The 15,454-nt window shown below is 67.7% G+C and carries 20 protein-coding genes; 15 read left to right on the top strand and 5 right to left on the bottom strand.

Going from position 1 to position 15,454, the window contains the following annotated elements; all coding sequences use genetic code 11:
- Window positions 1–86: 86 nt before the first annotated feature.
- The 4 genes from ACOOHF_RS17230 to ACOOHF_RS17215 form a co-directional block, all read right to left on the bottom strand.
- Entirely contained in the window at window positions 87–1,235 is a 1,149-nt protein-coding gene (locus tag ACOOHF_RS17230) for an NAD(P)/FAD-dependent oxidoreductase (RefSeq protein ID WP_420462651.1), read from the bottom strand.
- A 226-nt stretch (window positions 1,236–1,461) separates the two neighbouring features.
- Window positions 1,462–2,382, bottom strand: a complete 921-nt coding sequence (locus tag ACOOHF_RS17225) for a M23 family metallopeptidase (RefSeq protein ID WP_420462650.1) — start codon at window positions 2,380–2,382, stop codon at window positions 1,462–1,464.
- Window positions 2,379–2,861 carry an RES family NAD+ phosphorylase gene (locus ACOOHF_RS17220; RefSeq protein ID WP_420462649.1) on the bottom strand — a complete coding sequence of 161 codons (483 nt, stop codon included), beginning with the start codon at window positions 2,859–2,861 and terminating at the stop codon, window positions 2,379–2,381. Before ACOOHF_RS17220 ends, ACOOHF_RS17225 begins: the two co-directional genes overlap by 4 nt.
- The gene (locus ACOOHF_RS17215; RefSeq protein WP_420462648.1) at window positions 2,858–3,325 is read right to left on the bottom strand and encodes an antitoxin Xre/MbcA/ParS toxin-binding domain-containing protein; all 468 of its coding nucleotides are present in this window, start codon (window positions 3,323–3,325) and stop codon (window positions 2,858–2,860) included. The genes ACOOHF_RS17220 and ACOOHF_RS17215 overlap by 4 nt, the downstream gene beginning before the upstream one ends.
- 164 nt (window positions 3,326–3,489) lie before the next feature.
- Here ACOOHF_RS17215 and ACOOHF_RS17210 point away from each other — a divergent pair, with 164 nt between their 5' ends.
- From ACOOHF_RS17210 to ACOOHF_RS17175, 8 genes are all read left to right on the top strand, one after another.
- Complete coding sequence (locus ACOOHF_RS17210) at window positions 3,490–4,089, top strand: hypothetical protein (RefSeq protein ID WP_420462647.1); 600 nt, start codon at window positions 3,490–3,492, stop codon at window positions 4,087–4,089.
- Window positions 4,090–4,104: 15 nt separating this feature from the next.
- The gene (locus ACOOHF_RS17205; protein ID WP_420462646.1) at window positions 4,105–4,356 is read left to right on the top strand and encodes a hypothetical protein; all 252 of its coding nucleotides are present in this window, start codon (window positions 4,105–4,107) and stop codon (window positions 4,354–4,356) included.
- A 65-nt stretch (window positions 4,357–4,421) separates the two neighbouring features.
- Window positions 4,422–4,712 carry a hypothetical protein gene (locus ACOOHF_RS17200; protein ID WP_420462645.1) on the top strand — a complete coding sequence of 97 codons (291 nt, stop codon included), beginning with the start codon at window positions 4,422–4,424 and terminating at the stop codon, window positions 4,710–4,712.
- 2 nt (window positions 4,713–4,714) lie between these two features.
- Window positions 4,715–5,500 carry a hypothetical protein gene (locus tag ACOOHF_RS17195; RefSeq protein WP_420462644.1) on the top strand — a complete coding sequence of 262 codons (786 nt, stop codon included), beginning with the start codon at window positions 4,715–4,717 and terminating at the stop codon, window positions 5,498–5,500.
- Window positions 5,501–5,545: 45 nt separating this feature from the next.
- Window positions 5,546–5,785 carry a ribbon-helix-helix domain-containing protein gene (locus ACOOHF_RS17190; RefSeq protein ID WP_420462643.1) on the top strand — a complete coding sequence of 80 codons (240 nt, stop codon included), beginning with the start codon at window positions 5,546–5,548 and terminating at the stop codon, window positions 5,783–5,785.
- Complete coding sequence (locus ACOOHF_RS17185) at window positions 5,782–6,105, top strand: type II toxin-antitoxin system RelE/ParE family toxin (RefSeq protein ID WP_420462642.1); 324 nt, start codon at window positions 5,782–5,784, stop codon at window positions 6,103–6,105. The genes ACOOHF_RS17190 and ACOOHF_RS17185 overlap by 4 nt, the downstream gene beginning before the upstream one ends.
- A gap of 101 nt (window positions 6,106–6,206) precedes the next feature.
- Complete coding sequence (locus ACOOHF_RS17180) at window positions 6,207–6,674, top strand: VOC family protein (protein ID WP_420462641.1); 468 nt, start codon at window positions 6,207–6,209, stop codon at window positions 6,672–6,674.
- 346 nt (window positions 6,675–7,020) lie between these two features.
- Window positions 7,021–8,190, top strand: a complete 1,170-nt coding sequence (locus ACOOHF_RS17175) for a 6-bladed beta-propeller (RefSeq protein WP_420462640.1) — start codon at window positions 7,021–7,023, stop codon at window positions 8,188–8,190.
- Here the strand turns inward: ACOOHF_RS17175 and ACOOHF_RS17170 are convergent.
- Window positions 8,187–8,483 carry a hypothetical protein gene (locus tag ACOOHF_RS17170; RefSeq protein WP_420462639.1) on the bottom strand — a complete coding sequence of 99 codons (297 nt, stop codon included), beginning with the start codon at window positions 8,481–8,483 and terminating at the stop codon, window positions 8,187–8,189. The two genes, ACOOHF_RS17175 and ACOOHF_RS17170, sit on opposite strands and share 4 nt — an antisense overlap.
- A gap of 220 nt (window positions 8,484–8,703) precedes the next feature.
- Here ACOOHF_RS17170 and ACOOHF_RS17165 point away from each other — a divergent pair, with 220 nt between their 5' ends.
- The 7 genes from ACOOHF_RS17165 (at window position 8,704) to ACOOHF_RS17135 (ending at window position 14,730) form a co-directional block, all read left to right on the top strand.
- Complete coding sequence (locus ACOOHF_RS17165) at window positions 8,704–8,844, top strand: hypothetical protein (protein WP_420462638.1); 141 nt, start codon at window positions 8,704–8,706, stop codon at window positions 8,842–8,844.
- A gap of 398 nt (window positions 8,845–9,242) precedes the next feature.
- Window positions 9,243–10,256: a hypothetical protein gene (locus tag ACOOHF_RS17160; RefSeq protein WP_420462637.1), complete on the top strand. Its 1,014-nt coding sequence runs from the start codon at window positions 9,243–9,245 to the stop codon at window positions 10,254–10,256.
- 201 nt (window positions 10,257–10,457) lie between these two features.
- Window positions 10,458–11,255 carry an ankyrin repeat domain-containing protein gene (locus ACOOHF_RS17155; protein ID WP_420462636.1) on the top strand — a complete coding sequence of 266 codons (798 nt, stop codon included), beginning with the start codon at window positions 10,458–10,460 and terminating at the stop codon, window positions 11,253–11,255.
- 111 nt (window positions 11,256–11,366) lie between these two features.
- Window positions 11,367–11,717 (top strand): PadR family transcriptional regulator, encoded by a 351-nt coding sequence (locus ACOOHF_RS17150; RefSeq protein ID WP_420462635.1) that lies wholly within the window; start codon window positions 11,367–11,369, stop codon window positions 11,715–11,717.
- The gene (locus ACOOHF_RS17145) at window positions 11,701–12,390 is read left to right on the top strand and encodes a hypothetical protein (protein ID WP_420462634.1); all 690 of its coding nucleotides are present in this window, start codon (window positions 11,701–11,703) and stop codon (window positions 12,388–12,390) included. Before ACOOHF_RS17150 ends, ACOOHF_RS17145 begins: the two co-directional genes overlap by 17 nt.
- Before the next feature lie 45 nt (window positions 12,391–12,435).
- Window positions 12,436–13,260, top strand: a complete 825-nt coding sequence (locus ACOOHF_RS17140; protein ID WP_420462633.1) for a hypothetical protein — start codon at window positions 12,436–12,438, stop codon at window positions 13,258–13,260.
- 249 nt (window positions 13,261–13,509) lie between these two features.
- Window positions 13,510–14,730, top strand: coding sequence for an ISL3 family transposase (locus ACOOHF_RS17135; protein WP_420462632.1), 1,221 nt, complete (start codon window positions 13,510–13,512; stop codon window positions 14,728–14,730).
- Window positions 14,731–15,454: the final 724 nt, after the last annotated feature.

Below are 15,454 nucleotides of genomic sequence, written 5' to 3'. Positions count from 1 at the left end.
GCTTTCCTTCATACTCCGTCAGCCTACGCGGCCGAGCACCGGGGGCATAGCCCGACGTTCCCGCGGGAACGTCTCGATAGCCGGCGTTAGCGGGAGCGGTCGAAGAAAACGGTTTCGGCCAGTCCCCTGAACAGGCCCCAGGTCAGAAGCCCGGCTTCCAGCGCCCGTACCACCGGGAGGTGGTCATAGCTCCAGCGCGCGGCGCGTTTCAGGATCGGATTCGGGTACGCGCGGCGAAGGACCTCGCCCGGGTGCAGGCCTCCCCGGTCGCTCGGGCCTCCCCGGTCGCTTGGGCCTCCCCGGTCGCTCGGGCCTCCCCCGAGGTATTCCGCGATGGCGTCGGCGGCGAGTTTCCCGTAGCGGTACGCATTGTGGATGCCGCCGGCGGTGAGGGGGGACACCATGCCGGCCGCATCTCCCACGAGGAGGACCCGGTCTCCATAGAAGTTCCTCAGCGGGCCGCCGATCGGAATGAGGCCGCCGCGTCTGTCCACCACCCGTCGTCCGGACAGCCCGAACAGGGGATCGATCCTGTCGATGAACTTCCGGATGTCGGCCCGCCGGTCGCGATGGACGGCGAGCCCGACCTGGGTCACGCCGACGCCGGGCACGACCCAGCCGATGTAGCCGGGCGCGCACTCCGGGTCGACGAAGCAGTGCAGGGAATCGCCGGCGCTGCTCAGGGGCTCGAACTCCCACTCCACGCCCTTGAGCAGCCGTCGGTTGCGGTCGAGGCCGAAGCTCTCGGCCACCCTGGAGCGCGCCCCGTCCGCCCCGACCAGGAATCGGCACGTGACGCCGGAGCCGCCGCGGGAACTGTCGCCGGCGCTCTCGAGCGTCAGTGGAATCCGCCCCGGCGCCACGCCTTCAAACGGTTCCCCGAAGCGGACCTCGGCCCCGGCGCGCCGCGTTTCCTCGACCAGATGGCGCATGAGCGGCCCGGTGTCCGTGGCCATGAAGAAGTAGTTCTCGCGCTCCAGGTCCACGAACCGGTGCTTCGGGTCGTAGACGCGCACGCGGCGGATCTCTCGAACCAGGCGCGTGGGGGCGGCCCACTCCTCCCACGCTTCCTTGACCAGGATCCCTGTCGTGTGGATGTGCTCGCCCGGCTCGGATTTTCGGTCCAGCACGAGAACGGAGAGGCCGAGGGCCGACGCCCGCCGGGCGCAGGCCAGCCCGGCGAAACCGGCGCCCACCACGACGAGATCATAGTCAGAGGACTCATGGGGATTCATGGTGTGCCACCCTACGCCGCGAAGCCCCGCAGCGCACACTCGGCACGCTCGCCGTTGTTGCCTAAGTTCAACGGAGGTCGACGGTTCACCAGGGGTCGTCCTGGGAGTCGCCGTGGTCTGGGCGGTCTTTGCCTTCCGTGAGGGGCGGGTGGCGGAAGGCCTGCTCACCTTGCTCGGAGCTTGGCTCGCGATCGTGGCAGTCCAAGCCGCCCCGGAATGGCGTCGCTCAGGGCGGGAGCGCCAGCCAGCTCCGGGGGGCCACGCTCGTTGTACCGTAGCGGACGACCCAATGCAAATGCGGGCCGGTGACGCGGCCGGTCGCTCCGACGAGGCCGATGGGCGTTCCCGCGGAAACGCGTTCCCCCGTCTCCACCAGCTGCTCGCTGAGGTGGAAGTAGCCGCTCAGCAGGCCGCCCCCGTGGTTGAGGTAGACGATGTTCCCCGCCAGCAGGAACTCGTCGACCAGCGCCACGACTCCGTCCGCCGCGGCCGTGACGGTGTCGCCCCAGCGGCCGGCGAGGTCGAGTCCCATGTGACGGCTCGAGATCTGGCCGTTGAACTCGCGGCCGGTCCCGAACGCGCTCGTCACGCGGGAGTCGCGCGGAAGCCGTACGTCGGACCCCCACAGGCGTGGGGTGGCGTGGGCGCCGCGCGCGACCCAGGCGGCCTTGAAGCGGTCGCGCCGCAGCCGCATCCGGTCTTCTTCATTTGGAAGAGATCCGAAGCGTGGGGCGACGGTGAGCCGCTCGTGCTCGTACGCGCCCGCGAGCACCGGGATGCGCAGCGAGTCCGTCTGCGTGCGCCCGTCCTCGTAGGTGGCCGTGACCCAGGCGTCCAGCGTGTCGGTGGCGTCGATCGGCACCGCGGCGAGGCTCTCCAGCACCGCCGGCACCGAGTCCGGCGCGTCGCCCGAAGCCCCCGAGTCGACGCGATGAAAGCGAAGCGTCTCTGCGCCCGCGCTGCCGGCCGCCGAGGCGATGCCCGATCCCGGTGGAAAGGTGGCCCGGATGACGAAGAGGTGCCCCTGCACCGGCTCGGCTGGCGCCCACGACACTTCCAGCGGAGGCAGGGGAGGGGGCGGCGAGGGCTCACAGGCGAGCGCCAGCGCGGCCGCGGCCGCGAGCGCGCCGAGGACGGGGCGGTTCACACGAAAAGCCTCTCGTCCCACCAGACGGGGGTCTCGGGTCCGGGTCTCAATTTCGGGAACTCCGGGTGATCTGCGTTGATGATGACGTTGCGTTCCACACGGGCGACGACCGACGGCACGATCAGGATGGCGCTCCGGCCGTCCGCGTACCAGCGATGGCCGGCCCGCCGCGCCGAACCGCTGTCGGGAAGCTGCCAGTCCGGCAGGTCAGCACCTTCAACAACTTCGCATGACGTTCCCGCGGGAACGTCGATGCGGACGAAGTGCTGGTCTCGCGGCGGGAGTCCGCTCCAGCGCACCAGCGTCTCGAGCATCGCCGTCGAATAGTGTTCCGAAGCGTAGATGACCCGGTCGCCGCGCTCGTGCCATCGTCCCGACACCTGCCGCGCGCCGTTCGGACTGTACACGGGCCACCGCCCTGCCGGGTCGCCGATTCGATACGCTTCGAGGGGCGCCGCCGGCCGAAGCGGCGACGTCAAACGGCCACGCCGGCTTCCGCCCGCCGCACGAGCCTGAGCACGGAATCCGCCCCGGCGGAGCAGGAGGTGGCCATGTCGAGGGGGGATTCACCGTCGAGCAGCGGATGGGGGCGGGTGAGGAAGGCCTCGATCCGCGCCACATCTCCCCGGTACGCGCGCGCGACCGCGTCCACGACGCGCCCGAGTTCGTAGGCTCGTTCGCTGTGTCTGCGCGAGAGCGGCGTACGCCTCCTCTTGTGACGGCGGAGGGTCGCCTCCGACGCCAGCCTTCCCGTCGCGCGCCGGGCACCGAGGATCTGCTCGAGCGCAGGTATCACACTCGTTGGAAGCCCCGCGCGGATCCTCCGCGCCAGCGCCACGTCATCGACACGTTCCGCGTCGCCCAACCCCAGGAGCCGGGCGAGTCTTCCCGCCTGCGTCGCGGGCAGGCTGCCGGGGTCGGCGTAGGCTTCGAGCGAGTTCACGATGGGGTCATCTCCAGCTCCATGTCGATCATATGATCGCAAATTACCGATCATCTGAATCAACTGCAACGACTTCTCCGAAGTTGTTGTCGGGAAACAAGTTGATACTTCGTTGATACCGGCCCTTACTCTTACCTCCCAGAAATTGGGGGAGGAGTCGAGGAATGCGATCGAGATCGGGAACGCACCGGCGTTTCCTGGACCTGGGGGTATTCGCCCTGGCGGTCGGCGGCGCGGTCGGCGTCTGGAAGATGGCTTCGTACAACCGCGAGTTGCGGGCGGCGCTCACCGTGGCCGATTCGCGCGCCGTGGAAGCCATGGTGCGGGATCGCCTGGTGGGCACCTCGGTGCCGCTCTCGTTTCTGGCGCTCGACGAACCCGATCCCGGCGATGCGCACTTGATCTGGGTCGTCGATCTCGAGCGCTGCCCGTCCTGTCTGGCGGGTGCGAACCCCGCTTGGCACGCGCTTGGAGAAGATGCTTCTCTCCGACGGCACCTCGTGGTGTTCGAAGAAGACGAGGTCCCTGAGGCCGCCCGCCGGGCCCTGCGCGGCATGACAGTCACATCGGCGTCGCGCGAAGAACTGGATGCCGCGTTCGGACCTCTTCTCGCGAGTACGAAGCTTCTCGTCGACGGCGATGGAATCGTGCTGCTGGCGGATTCCAGAGCCGCCGTCTCCGAGTGCGACTGGAGCTTCGAGGCGCAGGTCGGCGCCCTGCGCGGCACCCTCGCGTCCGGCGTCATCCGCAGTCAACGTCAATAATCATAGGAGGATGGCATGAACCGATTCGAACCGCTGGTCCGTATGGTCACGCCACTGGCGCTGGCCTTAATCCTGGCGATCGCGTGGACAACCGTCGGCACGAACGCGCTCGGAGGGCAGGCGCAGGAGGAGTGCATCAACAGCCGAGTGCTGGGCCCCTGCCTGGAAATACCGTATGTATACATGGGGGACTGTGAGGGTCTCGTGTGCTACTCACGGCACGAAATGTGCTGTCTCAGAGAGATCGTCGTCATCATCCGCCGATGACTACCCTCGCAGGACGCTTGGAGTTCTCGCTGCGTGCCCCTCCGCCCGTGCGGGTCCTGGGAGTTGTGACGGTTCTGGCGGTGGCCGGGTGCGAGAGGGTGCCCGCCGTCGCGCCGCCGCCGGTTCGGGCGATCCTGGCCGAAGTATTCGCGACCGCAGCCGTGCTCGAGTTGGGCGAGGACCCGCAGGACTCCATCTCCTCGCCGGGCGTCTTCGAGGAGCGACCGGAAGGCGGGTTCCTGTTGACCGACGAAACCTGCCGAGGGTCCGCAGCTACGACGAAGACGGGCGGCTGGAGGCGGCGTTCGGGAGGTTCGGCCAGGGCCCGTTCGAGTTTCGGGGTATCAGCGGCGTGACCGTGACGTCCTCCGGCCGCGTCGTCGTCTTCGACTCCAGCCAGGACAGGTTGACCTACCTCACCCGCGACCTGCTGCCGGACACGATGGTGCAGATCCCCGGGGTCGCACGCGAGGGCGCGTCGCTGGGCGAGGACCTTCTGTTGGACATGACCCTCACCACCGAGCGCCCCGTGGGTTACTCGCGGTTGTTGGATCAGCCCCGGCTGTTCCATCGCCTCGCGGGGAGCGAGGTGGTGTGGAGTGCGTTCCGCCTGCCGTTCGTGCCGAGGGAGAGATCGTACTGGCGTTCGTTCGTCTGGTTCCCCTTCGCCGTGGCGGGCGACTCCATCTACGTGGCGTCTTCGTTCCGATACCCGGTCGTCATCCTGAGCGCCGCCGGCGATTCGATCGGAGAGATCGGCGCGCCGTCAGCGTCGTACCGGCCGTTCCCTGTTCTTGAGCCGGGATCCCTCACGCCTGGCAGGGACGCGGAGCAGCTTCCCAGGCTGCTCGGGGGCAGCAACACGCTCACGAGGATATCCGTGCTGGGTTCCCGTCTCGTTCTCACGCACGGGGTCTTCCGATATCCGAGGGCCTCCGACGCCTTCACCACCTTCGGGTCCTACCATGCGTCCCTGGACATCTATGACCGGCACACGGGCACGAAGCTGTACGAGGACATCCCGCTGCCGGAAGGATCGAGGGTTCTCGGAGGCGGCCGCTACCTCTATGTGCTCGACGACCGCGGTTTCCCGCCGTGGCGGATCACCAAGCTGAGCTTCCGCGAGACGCCCCCGGACGGCTGAATCAGCGTCTTGCCATTTTTTGTCATTAACGCTAGCCTTTCAGATGTGGACACGATGAACATCTCTCTTCCAGCCACGCTCAAGTCGTTCGTCGACGAGCAGGTCGCGGATCGCGGGTTCGGAACCTGCAGCGCGTACATCCGCGAGCTGATTCGGTACGACCGGGATCGCCAGCACCTCAGGAGCCTCCTCCTCGAAGGCGGGGAATCCGCTCCCGCGGTCACGGCCGACGAGACCTATTTCGAAACCCTGCGCGCCGGAGTTGGCCGACGCTCCAAGGCATGACGCCGAAGTCCGCGGTCCTGCGGGCATCGGCTCGGCGGGACGTGGAGCAGGCGCTGGCCCACTATCGGGACGAAGGCGGATCGAAAGTCGCCATCGGCTTCATCGACGCACTCGAGGGCGCTCTCGGAGACATCGCGCGCAACCCGGGATCGGGCTCGCCCCGCTACGGGCACGACCTGAATCTGCCGGGCCTGCGCTCGTGGCCCACTGCCGCCTATCCCTACATCATCTTCTACATGGAAGCGCAGGGCACCGTCGACGTGTGGCGGATCCTGCACCGCCGCCGCGACATCCCCGAATCGATGCGTGAAGGCCTGTAGACGCGCCGCGAGCCGCCGACGCGTGTATGCTTCCGTTCTCGCGCGGTAGAGCCCGGCGTTTCGAGCGGACCCATCGGTCGAACCCCTAAACCGGATCCTCCATGAACGTCTTCATCAACCTCCTGGTCGCCGACCTTGAGCGGTCGCGAGCCTTCTTCACGGCCCTCGGCTTCACCTTCAGCGACGACTTCAGCGACGAAATGACGCTGGGGATGGAGATCGGCGGCAACTGCTACTCCATGCTGGTGACGCGCGAGAGGTTCGCCACCTTCACGCTCCGCCCGCCCGCGGACGCGCACGAGACGACAGAAGTATTGGTCTCCCTTCAACTCGAGAGCCGCGAGGAGGTGGACAGCTTCATGGAGACGGCCCTCGCGCACGGAGCGGAGGCACTCCGGGAACCGCAGGACTACGGCTTCATGTACAGCCGCGACTTCGCGGACCTCGACGGACACATCTGGGAGCCGTTCTGGCTCGATCCCGCCGCCGCCGCCGCAGCAGCAGCAGCCGCCAAGGAGGGCGCCGCCGCCGCCACCGATGCCACCGCAGCCGAGGAGGGCGCCTCATGACGGAGCGACGCAAGGTCCGCACCTGTCTCTGAGGACCAGGCGGAGACGGACGGGCTCTGGAACCGCCTCCTCGAGGGGGGCGGCGAGGAGAGCATGTGCGGCTGGCTCACCGACCGGGAGGCCGCCGCCCGGGTGTGGGAAGCGATGCTGAAGATGAAGAAGATCGAGATTCGCGACGCTCGAGGCCGCATTCCGGGGCGAGGGGGACTGACCCGGATCCGTCCCGCCGACCCCCGTCCGGCGGTTTCCCGGCGGTCACGCCGGCAAGGGGCGAAGCGTTCTCGGGTGGGATCGAAGCGACTCGAGCGAGTCACTGGGGTCGGCCACCTGCGGGAGCGATCTAAACATGCAGCCTGTCACACTGGCGGTCCGGAGCGTCGGCCCCTGTCTGCTCGCGAGCCTGCTGGCCAGTTCGTCAGCCTGTGGGGATCTCGCCCACCAGTCGGAGGCGCTGCGGATCAGCCCCGAGCCCCTGGTCGAAATCGGGGAGATGGAGGGCGCCGAGGCGTACCTGTTCAGTTCGATCGGACAGGCGTTTCTCCTCGAGGACGGACGCCTCGTCGTCTCGGACCAGGGGGTGAACGAGATCCGCGTGTTCGGTCCCGACGGGATCTTCCGCCACACCATCGGTCGGAGCGGTGAGGGGCCCGGAGAGTTCAGCCAGGTCACCGGGCTGTGGCTCACGCCGGACGGCCTGATCGGCCTTTGGGACCGCGGAAACCTGCGGATCTCCACCTACCGACCGGACGGCGAACTGGTGAGCACGAACCGCCTGCGAGTGGAGGGGGAAGAGGAGTATTCCGTGCCCCCCGAGGTCCTGTTCGGCTCCTTCGGGAACGGCGACATCGCGCTTGCGTCGCTGGAGTTCGGAGGGCCGCCGGACGCCCCGGAGGCGATCGCGGACCGCTGGGTCCTCGCGCGCTTCAGTCCCGACGGTGAACCGCGCGGCGCGCTGGGAGACCTCCGGGGGATGCGGCGGCTACGCGGGCAACCCCTCCCATTCACTCCGCTGCCGCGCGTAGCGGTTCTCGGCGACTCCCTCTTCGCGGCGGACGGATACGAGGCCGGGATCGATGTACGGGGACCGGACGGCGCCGTCGGCCGCACGATTATTCTGCCGACCCTCGATCGCTCGGCGGACACGGAATCGGCGTGGTCCGCGCTCGAAGCCGAACTCCGCGCCCGGAATCGGGAGATGTACCTGGGGATGCTGGAGCGCCTGCCCCGGAGCGACGAGTTCCCGCAGATCGGCGGCCTCCTCGCCGACGACCGAGGCCTTCTGTGGGTCAAGCTCTACGACGTCCCGGGCGACGCGCTCTGGCTCGGTCACGGTCCGGCCATGCGCCCGCGCGCCGGCGGAGAGTGGCGCCTCGTCCGCCCGGACGGCGAAGTCCTGGGCACGGTTCGGATGCCGGACGGCCTGAGCCCGCTCCACATCACCGAGAATCGCCTGGTCGGAGTCCAGCGCGACGCCCTCGACGTGGAGCGCCTCGTCGTCCACGGCCTCGAACGCTAACGGCCTTCGCTCCCGGCCGGCTCCGCGTTCGACTCACCCATCAGGACGCGGATGGTTTCTCCGGCGGGGGCGCCTGGCTCCGGGGCGGGGTGGGCCCGGATCGCGTCGCGCAACAGGCGACCCTGTTCGGCCAGGTGGACGAGGAAGTCGTACCGCTCGGGGCTCATGACGACCATCACGGCCAGTCCGTTCTGCGTGATCGTCTCGATCCGGCCGCCCCGTAGACGCTCGAGGTGCTCGCGCGTGCGCTGCTGGAAGTGGCTCAGCGGGTACGTGTCCTGCGTGCGATGCATGTGTCTCTCCAGTGTACGGTATTCGTACTGAATTCAGTACGAACGTTCCCGCGGGAACGTCTCTCACGACCGGCACGGCTTTGACGATGCACGGAACCGGCGCATCTTGACGCCATGACCGAAGACAGGAGCGCCGCCCGAACCCCGAGCGGACGCGGTCGCCTACGGGGGACCGCAGGTCTTCTACGCTCTGGCCGAGGACGACCTCTTCTTCCGCCCCGTGGGCCGCAGCCAGCAGGAATGGGGCACCCCGTCGGCCGCGATCGGCCTCGTGACGCTGCTCGGCGTGGGATACGTCCCGACCGGCGTGATCGCCGCCGGCGTGGTGGCGTACTTCTTGTGGCGGGCTCGGGGAGAGTGAGGGCAACAGCTGCCCCCCAATTCACCAACTCGCCGGGAGGGGCTGAAGCTCGAGCGAGGCGGCGAGCCCACGCATCGGTTTTCCACAGCGGCTGCACATTGTGTGTGCCCCCGCAACATATAATTGGTGCCCAAAATCATATATTTTGATCCCTTCACCGCCGGGACTGACGAAAACTCGTAGCGATAGATCCGGGTCGAGTCCCTGGCGCTCCACCACTAACGGAAGCTCCTGCAACCGCTTCCATAAACGGCCGCAACACCCCCCACCGGCTCCCCGAAAGGGCGCCCGTTCCGGCGTTCACCCTGTCGTACCGCAGTAGAAATGTCCTCCCTTAGCGCAGTAGAAATGTCCTCTTACGGTCCATGTTCGGTACGGGGGCTGCGAACATGGTGTCAATGGCCATCGAAAATGTCCCACTCCTGGGCATCGAAAATGTCCCACTCCTGGGCATCGAAAATGTCCCACCTCGGGGGAGGGCGGCGCGGAGCCGTGCGCTGATCTCGATCCACGACGACGCGACGAGCCGTCTGCTCATGGCCCGCTTCGTGGCGCGCGACAACGGGGCGGAGAACCGGCGGGCGATCATCGAGTATCTCGGGCGCCACGGCCGCCCCGTGGCGGTGTACACCGACCACGCCGGGCACTTCGGGCAGTGGCTCTCGAAGAAGCAGGAGCGCACGGGCACGATCATCTCCCGAGCGCTGGGCGAGCTGGGCGTGGAGGTGATCCTGGCGGGCTCTCCGCAGGCCAAGGGGCGCGTGGAGCGCAGCTTCTGCACCGCCCGGGACCGGCTGGTCAAGGAGATGCGGCTGGAGGGGATCGCCTCGCTGGGGGCGGCCAACCGCTTCCTCGAGGATTATTGGGTTCCGTTCTGGAACGAGCGCTTCACCGTCGAGCCCGCCGATCCCCGCGACGCGCACCGCCCGCTTCCGGCCGGCGCCGACCTCGAGGCGCTCTTCGCCGAGACGAAGACCCGCGTCGTGGCGCGCGACTTCACCATCCGGTTCGCCAACCGGCGCTGGCAGATCCCGGAGCGGGAGGCCGGCGGCATCGCCCCGTCCGCCGAGGTCATCGTCGAGCGCCGCCTCGATGGCGACATCCGCTTCCGCTTCGGCGACCGCTATCTCGGCCTCGAACCCGTACGCCAAGCCCCCGCCGCTTCCCCCAACGACGCGCCCGCAAAGCCGGCCAAGCCGGCAAAGCCGCGGCCCGCACCTCCGAAGCCAGCTCCGGACCACCCCTGGCGCAAGCACTTCCAAGCCAGTGCCCAACAGGCCCTCGCACGCCGGAACCTCCGCCGCGAGAGAGAAGGGATATCCAACGAAAACGAACGGCCCCGCATCCCCGAAGCGACCGGAGCGAGGGCCAAAACCGGACCCCCAAGGGGGGACATTTCTATTGCGGTTTGACACCCGTTCCGGCGTTCACCGGGTAGCCCGTGGCAAGGATGCCACCTAATCTTGGGCGGAATCCTGTCTCGCCGTGGAGTACGTGTCGCTACTGGTGGGCTCGCATCCGGGCCGTGTGGGCGTCTACCGGACACGCACGAAGGAGTCTTCTTTTCGCACCTTCGGCCGCTGCGGTAAGACGCTTCAACCAAGGAGGCACCGTTGTCGACGCTTCTCGCTCTTCCGGTCTTGACCTCGCTTGCCCTCACCCCGGCCCAGGCCCCGTGCGAGGGTTGGACGACCCCGGAGTTCTGGGAGGCGGTAGATCCGGCCACGGTAAGAGAGTGCCTTTCCTACGGGTACAGCGTCAACGACCGGTCCCCCTTCAAGAACACGACGCCGCTGCACTTGGCAGCGGCGTTCAGCGATGATCCCGAGGTGATCAGCGTGCTGGTCGAGGCGGGGGCCATCCTGGAGGCTTACTCAGCGCCGCAGGAGGCTCGAACGCCGCTGCATTACGCCGCGCGGAGTAGCGGGAACCCGGAGGTGCTGCGCCGGCTCCTCCAATACGGGGCTGACGTCTACGCCAAGAACCCCGTGGGCCGTACACCCCTGCACCTTGCGGCCTTGTACAACGACCACCCCGCCCTCGTGGCAGAACTCGCCAGGGTGACCCACGTAAACGTCAGAATGAGGACCGGAGAAACGCCGCTGCACGACGCTACCAGGAAAAGTGGGTTTGCCGCAGTCCCAGCCCTGAACCCGGCCGTGGTGGAAGTGCTGCTTCGGCACGGTGCCGACCTCGCAGCGGAAGCTTACGGTACTCCCCCGATCCGCTGGAGTAACGACAGACGTGTGGTCGAGATGATCCGGGAGGAGGAAGCACGCAGGGAAGCGATACGGGAGCAGTTCCTTCGGGACGTGACGACCAGAGTGGCCGTGGGAAGCCTCGTGCTCGGCTTGCTGGGGTACCTGTTGGGGCGCCTCTGCGGAGCCCGACGAAGACTCTCTGACGCCTGAGCCGCGGAGGGCTCGGAGAGGACCGATTTCTCCACTCGATGTTGCGGCGTCTCGCGGAGAATTGTATGTAAGTGTTCAAGATATCTCATGCCTCTACCTACCGAAGAGTTCATGACGAAATCGATCTACAAGGAGTTGGTGGCGGCCTCTTCGCGCCCGATGGTGCTGTCCATCCTGGCCGGCGGAGACCAGTACGGCTACGAGATCATCAAGCAGGTGAAGCGGCTGTCTGGTGGCGACCTGGAGTGGTCCCCCGGGATGCTCTATCCCCTGCTGCACCGGCTGGAGCGTGATGGGCTTGTCGCAGGCTACTGGGAACTCACCGACGAAGGGCGACGGCGCAAGTACTATCGGTTGACCGCCCGCGGTCAGCGGCAGATGTCGACGGACAGGGAGAGCTGGCGGGCGGTTCACGAAGCCTTGGAGATATCCTGGCGAGGCGGCGGTGCTTCAACTGGATGACGAAGTCCGGCGGTGGCGAAGTCGTCTGGAAGATCGGGGATGGTTCTCACCGCTCGAACTGGATGAACTCGAGGATCACCTGCGGGCCCACGCTGCTCTGGAACTGGAGTCGGGCCCCGCGCCGACCTCCGCCCGCGCCTTCGAAGGCGCCGCCCGTGAAGAACTCGGCGAGCCGACCGCACTCTTTCGGGAGTTCGCGAAGTCGGAGACGCCCGGGTGGAGGCGTCTCCTCCTGGCGGGCTGGGGCCTGTACGCGCTGTCGTTTCTTCTCCCCGGGTTCGGCGCCGTGGGGTTTGAGGCGTCCCCCCCGCACTTCGGGACGTCGCTCTCGGGATACGAGTCTCTGCGACTCGCGCTGACAAATGGCTGGATCCTGGCGCTCTTGCCGAACCTGGCGATGGTCATGGCCTTCCCGGCCCTCGGGCGCGCCCGACGCTCGATCGATGCGTGGCTGTGGCGCGTGCTCGGAGCCGTAGGTGCTTCAGCCCTTGGAATCGGATTGTTCAGTCTCCTTCGCCCGCTCCCGATCACGGTCGCTGGTGATCTCGTCGCGCACGGACAGCTGGGCCTCGCCTACTGGGGGTGGTCCGCAGCGTTCGCACTGGCGGCGGCCGCCCTCTGGCTACGTGACTGCGAGTGGACCTCCGCCCGCCCGACGAAATCGGTGGCGTAGCCAGCGAGCTTCCGCCGGCGTTCGGTCGCCGACTCGGAGACTCAAATGGGAATCATCGGCATTTTCGGGGGCACGCCTGAGGACGCGGGGCTCATACGACGGGCGGCTGGAGGCGTCGCTCGCGTCATCCACACAGCGAGCGAACTCGCGGCCGACGACCTCGACATCGATTGTCTGGTGTTCAGCAGCCGCAGCCGGCTCCTTGCGGAGAGGATCGCTCGCCTGCACGAGTTCGAGCGGCAACTTCCGTGGGTTCCGGTGATCCTCGTGACGGACCGCGAAATAGCCATCGCGCGCGTCCTGAGCAGGGTGCAGGTGGCGGATCTCGTCTGGTTCGAGGATGTCGAGAGTCAACTTGCCGCGCGCATCGAGTCCGCGTGCGGAGCGTCCGCGTTAGTGCAACTGGCGGAGAAGATCCGGCGATCGACGGCTCCGCCGGCCCTCCGCTCCGCCTTGGTGCGCAGCCTCCACGAGGCGCGACGCACGCCGGTCCGCAACGTGCAGGCCCTGGCGGCGGCGGTAGACTGCTCCCCCGTCACGCTGTTCCAGCAGTTCCGCGCCCGCGCCGGGGGCCGGACGACGTTCAGCCGATTCCTGGGCGCACTCGTCATCCTCAGAGCGCAGCACCTTCGTGCCACCGGCGCGACGTGGAAGAACGTGAGCGCGCAGCTCGGATTACCTCGCGGCACTCTCGGCCGGAAGTCGAAGACATGGCCGGGATGCACACTCTCGGAACTCGAGCGCATTGCCCCGGACCAACTTCTCGCGGCCTTCGCCTCGGAGCATTTCACCCCGCTGCTCGACGCGTCGTCCTCCGATGCCGAGGGCCCACACCGGTCTGCGGACGACCTGTCCTCACCCTCGCGCTGATCGACCATGGGATCTGTCCCTAAAACGTCCGATATGCATTTCATTCATATAGTTACGCCCTGTCTCCGCACCTCGAACGGCGTACAGATTAAAATGGCTCTTCGCTGTTGGGGGTGGATGAGGGGCGGTAGAGTGGCGGGGCCGGCGGCGGTGGCGGCCGGCGCCCGAGCGGGTCCGTGACGTGCCCGGTGGTCTCCGGGGCCAGCCGGGGCGGTGGAGGGATGCGGAGCGGCCGGGCGGGACGGCGGCATGGCGGAGCGGGGACTGTTCGAGCGGGCGCTGGGGCTGGAGTGGCCGTGGCGGGTGGAGCGGACGGAGTTCGATGCGGCTGAGCGCCGCCTGGACCTGCACCTGGACTTCGAGGCGGGGGGGACGTTCGACTGCCCCTCGTGCGGGCGGGGGGGCTGCAAGGCGCACGACGCGAGCGGGAAGCGCTGGCGGCACCTGGACTTCTTCCAGCACCGGGCCTACCTGCACGCCCGGGTGCCGAGGGTCAGGTGTCCGGCGTGCGGCGTGAAGCAGGCGGCGGTGCCGTGGTCGGAGTCCGGCAGCGGCTTCACGCTGTGGTTCGAGGCGCTGGTGGTGGCGCTGGCGCGGGAGATGCCGGTGCGGGCGGTGGCCCGCCTGGTGGGCGAGCACGACACGCGGCTGTGGCGGCTGCTGAAGCGCCGCGTGGGGGAGGCCCGGGCGGATGTGGACTTCTCCGGCGTGCGCGCGGTGGCGGTGGACGAGACGGCGTGCCGGCGGGGCCACGACTACATCACGCTGTTCGCGGATCTGGACCGTTCGCGGCTTCTGTACGCCACGCCGGGGCGCGACGCTTCGGTCGTGCGCCGCTTCCGGGAGGACCTCGAGGCGCACGGGGGGCACGCCGGGCAGATCCGGGACCTCTGCATGGACATGTCCGCGGCCTACATGAAGGGGGCGCGGGAGGCGTTCCCGGAGGCCGGGATCACCTTTGACCGTTTCCACGTCCAGCGGCTCATGAACCGGGCGGTGGACGAGGTGAGGCGGCAAGAGCGCAAGGAGCGTCCCGAGCTGAACCGCACCCGCTACCCGTGGCTCAAGAGGCGGAGCAAGCTCACCGCCTCTCAGCGGCGGTGGCTCGGCGAACTGCTCGATCCGTCGCGGCGGGGACTGAAGACGGCCCTCGCCTACCGGATCAAGCTCGCCTTCGAGACGTTCCGGGACCTCCCGCCCCGGCTGGCGGCGACCTATCTCGAGAAGTGGTGCTCGTGGGCCGCCGAAAGCGGCCTCCAGCCCGTCATCGACGCGGCGAAGACGATCGGGAAGCACTGGGACGGCATCCTCCTCTGGTTCCGCTCGAGGATCAGCAACGGCATGATCGAGGGCATCAACTCGCTCGTCCAGGCCGCCAAGGCCAGGGCCCGCGGCTACCGGACCACCGAGAACTTCATCACCATCGCCTATCTCGTGTGCGGCAAACTCGACTTCAAACTACCCACCTGAAACAGCGAGGAACCAAGGAAGTACGCAAATTTGCGGATCTGTCCCTGGCGGAGAAGATCAGGAGGGGTCTGGTAATCGACCTCTCGAATGACGTGGTGCATGGCCCGATCGGAGTGATCGGACCGGATGGAACGATACGGTGGAATCCTGAAAGATAAGGGAATTACATCTTTCGCTTGACAAATCCACCACGGCCACGAGTGCATGTCTTGAATATGTTACGAGTAGGGTAGTCACCCGACCCCCGGCCTCGCCGCGGTCAGCGCTTCAGGCTGCGGTCTTCACCTCCGTGACGGTTTCGGACGCGCCCCGATAGTTTGCGATCCGATGATCGAGCGGATTCCACGACCCGCGCCGTGCCCCGCAACTCGATTCCGACCGTCTCGAGAAGCCGCTGTGCGCGGGCATCGGACATCGCGAACGGCACCAACGAGCGCCCACACGGGTCTGCGGACGACCTGTCCTCGCCGTCACGCTGTTCCAGCAGTTCCGCGCTCGCGCCGGGGGCCGGACGACCTTCAGCCGATTCCTGGGCGCCCTCGTCATCCTCAGGACGCAGCAGGCCGTCGCCCCGCCCCCGTCCGTCCAGGCCAGCCAGTTTTTGGCGACACCGGTCAGCACATGGGGTATGACACTTGGGAACCGACCCTTGAGTCGCATCTCGCGGCGCAGGATGGCGAATCGTGGGTGGACTGGGGGTTGGTGTTCATCATGACCCTGGCCG

The organism is Candidatus Palauibacter sp., from assembly GCF_965216145.1.
Taxonomy (GTDB): domain Bacteria; phylum Gemmatimonadota; class Gemmatimonadetes; order Palauibacterales; family Palauibacteraceae; genus Palauibacter.
The sequence above is the reverse complement of the archived record's forward strand: the minus strand, read 5'-3'. Positions and strand labels throughout refer to the sequence as shown.

Coding starts and splice junctions, on each gene's coding strand:
- ACOOHF_RS17140 (WP_420462633.1), top strand. CDS start 12,436: ATGGGAATCATCGGCATTTTCGGGGGCACGCCTGAGGACGCGGGGCTC.
- ACOOHF_RS17185 (WP_420462642.1), top strand. CDS start 5,782: ATGACGCCGAAGTCCGCGGTCCTGCGGGCATCGGCTCGGCGGGACGTG.
- ACOOHF_RS17210 (WP_420462647.1), top strand. CDS start 3,490: ATGCGATCGAGATCGGGAACGCACCGGCGTTTCCTGGACCTGGGGGTA.
- ACOOHF_RS17150 (WP_420462635.1), top strand. CDS start 11,367: ATGACGAAATCGATCTACAAGGAGTTGGTGGCGGCCTCTTCGCGCCCG.
- ACOOHF_RS17180 (WP_420462641.1), top strand. CDS start 6,207: ATGAACGTCTTCATCAACCTCCTGGTCGCCGACCTTGAGCGGTCGCGA.
- ACOOHF_RS17175 (WP_420462640.1), top strand. CDS start 7,021: ATGCAGCCTGTCACACTGGCGGTCCGGAGCGTCGGCCCCTGTCTGCTC.
- ACOOHF_RS17170 (WP_420462639.1), bottom strand. CDS start 8,483: ATGCATCGCACGCAGGACACGTACCCGCTGAGCCACTTCCAGCAGCGC.
- ACOOHF_RS17160 (WP_420462637.1), top strand. CDS start 9,243: ATGGCCATCGAAAATGTCCCACTCCTGGGCATCGAAAATGTCCCACTC.
- ACOOHF_RS17230 (WP_420462651.1), bottom strand. CDS start 1,235: ATGAATCCCCATGAGTCCTCTGACTATGATCTCGTCGTGGTGGGCGCC.
- ACOOHF_RS17135 (WP_420462632.1), top strand. CDS start 13,510: ATGGCGGAGCGGGGACTGTTCGAGCGGGCGCTGGGGCTGGAGTGGCCG.
- ACOOHF_RS17205 (WP_420462646.1), top strand. CDS start 4,105: ATGAACCGATTCGAACCGCTGGTCCGTATGGTCACGCCACTGGCGCTG.